5 protein-coding genes and 1 pseudogene are annotated in these 4,694 nt (G+C 60.0%); all 6 read right to left on the reverse strand.

The features are described 5' to 3' along the window. Positions 1–139: 139 nt before the first annotated feature. Positions 140–1,186: a L,D-transpeptidase gene (locus tag WBP53_RS15070; RefSeq protein ID WP_423930367.1), complete on the reverse strand. Its 1,047-nt coding sequence runs from the start codon at positions 1,184–1,186 to the stop codon at positions 140–142. Between the two features lie 168 nt (positions 1,187–1,354). Next, positions 1,355–2,401, reverse strand: a complete 1,047-nt coding sequence (locus WBP53_RS15075) for an SAM-dependent methyltransferase (protein ID WP_423930369.1) — start codon at positions 2,399–2,401, stop codon at positions 1,355–1,357. Positions 2,402–2,461: 60 nt separating this feature from the next. Next, entirely contained in the window at positions 2,462–3,244 is a 783-nt protein-coding gene (locus WBP53_RS15080) for a DUF1295 domain-containing protein (RefSeq protein WP_423930371.1), read from the reverse strand. Further along, positions 3,241–3,795 carry a DUF2878 domain-containing protein gene (locus WBP53_RS15085; protein ID WP_423930373.1) on the reverse strand — a complete coding sequence of 185 codons (555 nt, stop codon included), beginning with the start codon at positions 3,793–3,795 and terminating at the stop codon, positions 3,241–3,243. The genes WBP53_RS15080 and WBP53_RS15085 overlap by 4 nt, the downstream gene beginning before the upstream one ends. Before the next feature lie 170 nt (positions 3,796–3,965). Then, entirely contained in the window at positions 3,966–4,343 is a 378-nt protein-coding gene (locus tag WBP53_RS15090; protein ID WP_423930375.1) for a DUF4345 domain-containing protein, read from the reverse strand. Between the two features lie 149 nt (positions 4,344–4,492). Then, positions 4,493–4,694: pseudogene (locus tag WBP53_RS15095) on the reverse strand (ATP-binding protein); the annotation flags it as partial.

Below are 4,694 nucleotides of genomic sequence, written 5' to 3' on the forward strand. Positions count from 1 at the left end.
GAATTGCATGGGCCGTAGTGAAACGGGCGATTGAGCCGCTTTTCTGCCATTCACGGTGCATTCGCATGCCCCCTTGGCGCCGGCGATTCCGCAGCAAGCCCGGGATCGATATGGCTGCCCATTCCGATCCTGCCATGAATCAGGTTTCTTCCGGGCTCTTGTCGGAGAGGACGGCCAACTCGGTTCCCGTCGAATGCGGCGTGATGGCCGCCTCGGTAACAACAAGGGTGGTTCCTGCTTCGATCATCCGCTGCACTTCAATGCGGAAGCTCTCAGGCAGCGCAATTCGCGAAAGCTGCGTAGGCGTAAGTACCTTGCCTGCCTCATCCTCGTGTCCGGTCACGGTGACGGCGACCCATTGTGCTTGCAGTGCATCCTTTTCGGGTGGTTCGCCTGACGCGGGATTGTGTGCCATGTAGACATGGGTTCCCTTGAGCGGCTCGCCTTCCTTGATCTGGATCTTGGATTTGCCGATCTCGATGCCATTGCGCATCACGACCAGGTATTCGTCCGAGGTGCTCAGTACGATGGAAAGTGGACCGTCCTGCGACATCCACGGGCTCAGTTCGTAGACCAGCGTTGCAGAGTCTTCGCTTTCGTCGGTGTCGGCCAGGGCGCCGGCCGAGGGCGCCACTTCTAGCGGGTGCACGGTTCTCTCCGGGGATTCGCCTTCGCGCGAGACGATGACGGTCATGCCGAGCGGGCTCGCCTCGAACAAGGCTTGCGCAAACTTTGTCGGCAGATGGACGCAGCCATGTGACGAAGGATAGCCGGGCAATCCGCCTGCATGCAGGGCCACTCCGCCCCAGGTCAGCCGTTGCGTGTACGGCATCGAAGCATTGTTGTAGATGCTGGAATGATGATCGCGATCCTTCTGCAGCGTGGTGAATACGCCGGTCGGGGTTTCGTGCCCCTTCTTGCCGCTACTCACGCTCGAATATCCGATTTCGACACCGTTCCTGTAGACGTGTGCACGTTGCTCGGAGAGGCTCACCACGACCATGATCGGGCCCTGTGGGGCGGCATTCGGAGTCCACACCCACTGGCCATCGGCTAGCTCGGCGACCTGGGTATCGGCGGGCATCGAAGACACGTCTCCCCAGATCCTGAGGTTCGCCCACGCCGTGAACGAAGCGGCAAGGACACACGCGGACAGCAGCAGTTTGATTTGAGATTTTCGGGTCATGTCGGACTCATTCGGTTCAGGGCTGCAGACACGATACCAGCAGCGGTAACCAGGCTCTTTTCAAGCGTGCCAGGCATTGGCGGAATCGCGGCCGAGCTGCGTGGAATTCCTGCAGCGCCGATGGATCCGATTTTGCCGCGTAAACGGGGCGTGTACCTGTTGCCGATGTCAGCGTCGTACGAACCGATAGTGTGCGATCAGCCATTCCCCGCCTTGTCGATAGCCGAACAGTTCCGCGCATGCCATCCAGAACATTCGCCAGCGCTGGTTCCACAGGCTGGCGTTTTCCGATCCATAGGCATTGCCCAGCACTTTCAGGATCTCGTTCCGGTTGCGGTCATGATTTTGCAGCCAGGCGTTGGCGGTCTTCTCGTAATGCGTGCCGGGAATCAGCCAGCGCTGCTCGATGGATACATCCTTCTGGAAATGCAGCAATGTATCTGCCGCGGGCATGAGGCCGCCGGTGAAGAAGTGGCGAGCCATCCAGTCGTTGTCACCGGCGGATTCGAACGGATAGAGCAGGGTACGGTTGCAGAAAATGTGCACGAAGAGTTTTCCGCCTGGAACAAGCCACGAACCGATGCGTTGCAGCAGGTGCTCGTAGTTCCGCATGTGCTCGAACATTTCTATCGACAAGACCCGGTCAAACGATTCCTCGCCAAGGTCGAGATGGTTGGCGTCGATGGTCATGACGTCGACGTTGTCCAGGCTTCCGTCCCGGCAGCGCGCTTCGATGAACTCGCGCTGGGCTGCGGAGTTGGAGACAGCGGTTATTCGCGCATTGGGATATCGGGCCGCCATCCACAAGGTCAGGGAGCCCCAGCCGCAACCGAGCTCAAGGATTCGTTGGCCATCAGCGAGCTGTGCACGGTTTTCGTACAGCTCAAGCATGCGTGCTTCCGCAGCGTCCAGGTCCGGCGTGGTGTCATCCCAGTAGCAGGCGCTGTACTTGAGCCTGGCACCAAGGCAATGCTGAAAGAATGGTGGTGGCAGCTCGTAGTGCTGGGTGTTGGCGGCGTCTGTTTCGATGGCGATGGGGCTGCCACGCAACTCATCGATGCGCGCGCGCTGGCGCTCGCAGGTCGCATCCATGCCGCCGACGCGTTCTTCGGCCAGGCGTATGGCGCAAAGACGTCGAATGCCGATTCGCAGCAGCGCATCGGGAATCAGTCCACGCTCGGCACAACGGGTCAACAGATCTTCTTGCTCATGCATGTCGGTTTGGTGGTCGTTGTCTGGTCCGTATCAGGGCTGGATACGGCTGTTCGGGGAATTTCAGTTGCGCGGAAACCACGGGATCAGCGGGCTTGTCGTGCGCTGATACTCCCGGTAGTCATCGCCGCGCGAGCGCAGCGCCTGTTTCTCGGTGTAGGGAATGCCGGTGACCCAATACAGCATGCAAAGCATCAGGACCGGACCGGTGAGACTGGCGATGACCCAGCCCGTTCCGGTGCCTACGGAAAGTGCCACGTAGGCGAACCAGTGCACCCATTCGAAGAAATAGTTCGGATGTCGGGAGCTGCGCCAGAGGCCACGACGACAGGTCTTTCCCTTGTTGGCGGGATCCGCACGGAACGCGGCAAGCTGGCGATCGGCGATCGATTCCCCGGCGAGCGCGATGGCCCAGATGGAGATCGCCAGGATGCTCCAGGCTGTCCATTCTTCGACCGGATTGTGCGCGGCAATCCAGAACGGCAGCGAGAAAATCGCTGTGAACAAACCCTGGGCGAGGAAGAACGCGAGGAACTTGCCCTGGTTGTCGTTCCAGCGGGCACGCAACGCGAGGTATCGGCCGTCTTCGCTTTCATGCAGGACGCGATGCCAGATGTGCCAGGCCAGTCGCAGCCCCCAGATTGCGCCCATTGCACCCACCAGCGTGCGCGGCAGTGCAGCGCCGCTACCGGTCAGCGCATAGAACACGGCACTGGCCGCCATGCATGCGGACCAGAGTGCGTCGACGATGCCGGCATTGCGAGTCTTTCTCTGGTACAGCCAGCCGCAGACCATGACTGCGCTGGCAGCAAGCCAGACGATTGCAATGGGAGTAAATCCGCTCATGACGACCTCTGCAGGATTTGTGGATCGGAATTGTCATTTGCCAGGGAAAAACGACGGGCGGCAATGCTGAGGACCGACATCGCAATGAGCCAGCATGTTCCAAGCACGATCAGCGGCAGGGCGACAGGCTCGGTGATCTGTACAGCACCCCAGGCGCGGCCCGCGCCGTAGTAGGAAACAGGTCCGAAGATCGCAGCCAGCGGCGCAGCCACCGGGGTCCGTGCCGTGAACCACGACATCGAGTGGTTGAGGGTCAGGGCAAACCCTGCCCAGAGAGAAAGGATCCAGAATGGTGCGAGCGGTGCCGCCGGAATCGGTGAGGCATAGCTGGACAGGCCGGAGGCAGCCATCAGCGTGTCGGTGGCGAAGCCCAGGCACAAGGCGATCGCCATCAGTTTGAAGTCACCTTTTTTGCGCACTCCGGCGCGAAGGTGATAGGTCAGGAATCCGGCAAGGGCGACGGGGCCGGCCCACCAGTAGCCATGGGCCGCGCCAAGCACGGCGGCGAACCAGACGATCTGGAAGGCGATGAAGTTGGTCCACGTCTTCAAGTTGATCGTGCTCCGTTCTGGTCGCAACCCGGGCAAAGGATCAACTGGCAACAAAACGATGCCCAGGGAGGGAATGATCGGCCCAGAGTCCGTGCAGCTTCGATTGTTGCGGCTGTCGAACTGTCAGCTAGGCCAGAGCCTACAGGATTCCCGATTCCTGAATGGTGCCTTCAATCGATGCTGCGCGAGTTGAACCAGAGCAGGATGGCGGCGGCGGTGAGCAGGACCTCAAGTGCGCCGGTGGCCAGCGTGGTCGACGATACCGGCCAGAACCGGGCGACGCTCACGATGCGAAACAGCAGGATCGGAATGTAGATTGCCAGCGCGAAAATCAGTCCGAACCGATAATTCCCACTGAGTGCGGCCCAGCCGAACAGGAAGGCGAATCCGAACTGCATGCCGCCGTAGATAACGGCAAACTCGGATTGACCTGAATTGGACAGTTCGACGAAGCCGACTGCCTGGGATGTCCTTGCCGGCATCAGGGTGCACCAGAGGGCAAGCAATCCATAAAGAACCGCATTGATCCACAAGTAGATGGCAGCCATGCGGGAACTCCATTGATAGTCGTTGACGCAGAGTAGACAGCAAACGGCGGACGGATCAAGGGTGGCGTCACATTGATGCCGTGGAATGCAGAATGACCTGCGGTTGCCCTGGCGATTCGCCCCATCGATGGCAGCGAGGATCTTGTCGCTCAGTGCAAGTGGAAATCCATGCAGCGGAATCGGTCGGATTTCGTCTTCATGGCACCTCTTTGCAGAGGCAGGGAGTCGGCAAAGAGAGGGCTGGCATGGCAAAACGTATGGAACTCGCCATTCTCGCCGCAGGGATCAACCGATGCGGGAAGGTTTGCCAGGAAGGCACTGTCGAACGGGCGACCACAATATGACTCATCC

Origin of the sequence: Dokdonella sp., from assembly GCF_049593775.1 — a bacterium.
In the GTDB taxonomy this organism is placed as follows: Bacteria; Pseudomonadota; Gammaproteobacteria; order Xanthomonadales; family Rhodanobacteraceae; genus Dokdonella.

Excerpts from the sequence above, each read along its gene's own strand:
- WBP53_RS15070 (WP_423930367.1), bottom strand. The coding sequence starts at position 1,186 with ATGACCCGAAAATCTCAAATCAAACTGCTGCTGTCCGCGTGTGTCCTT.
- WBP53_RS15075 (WP_423930369.1), bottom strand. The coding sequence starts at position 2,401 with ATGCATGAGCAAGAAGATCTGTTGACCCGTTGTGCCGAGCGTGGACTG.
- WBP53_RS15080 (WP_423930371.1), bottom strand. The coding sequence starts at position 3,244 with ATGAGCGGATTTACTCCCATTGCAATCGTCTGGCTTGCTGCCAGCGCA.
- WBP53_RS15090 (WP_423930375.1), bottom strand. The coding sequence starts at position 4,343 with ATGGCTGCCATCTACTTGTGGATCAATGCGGTTCTTTATGGATTGCTT.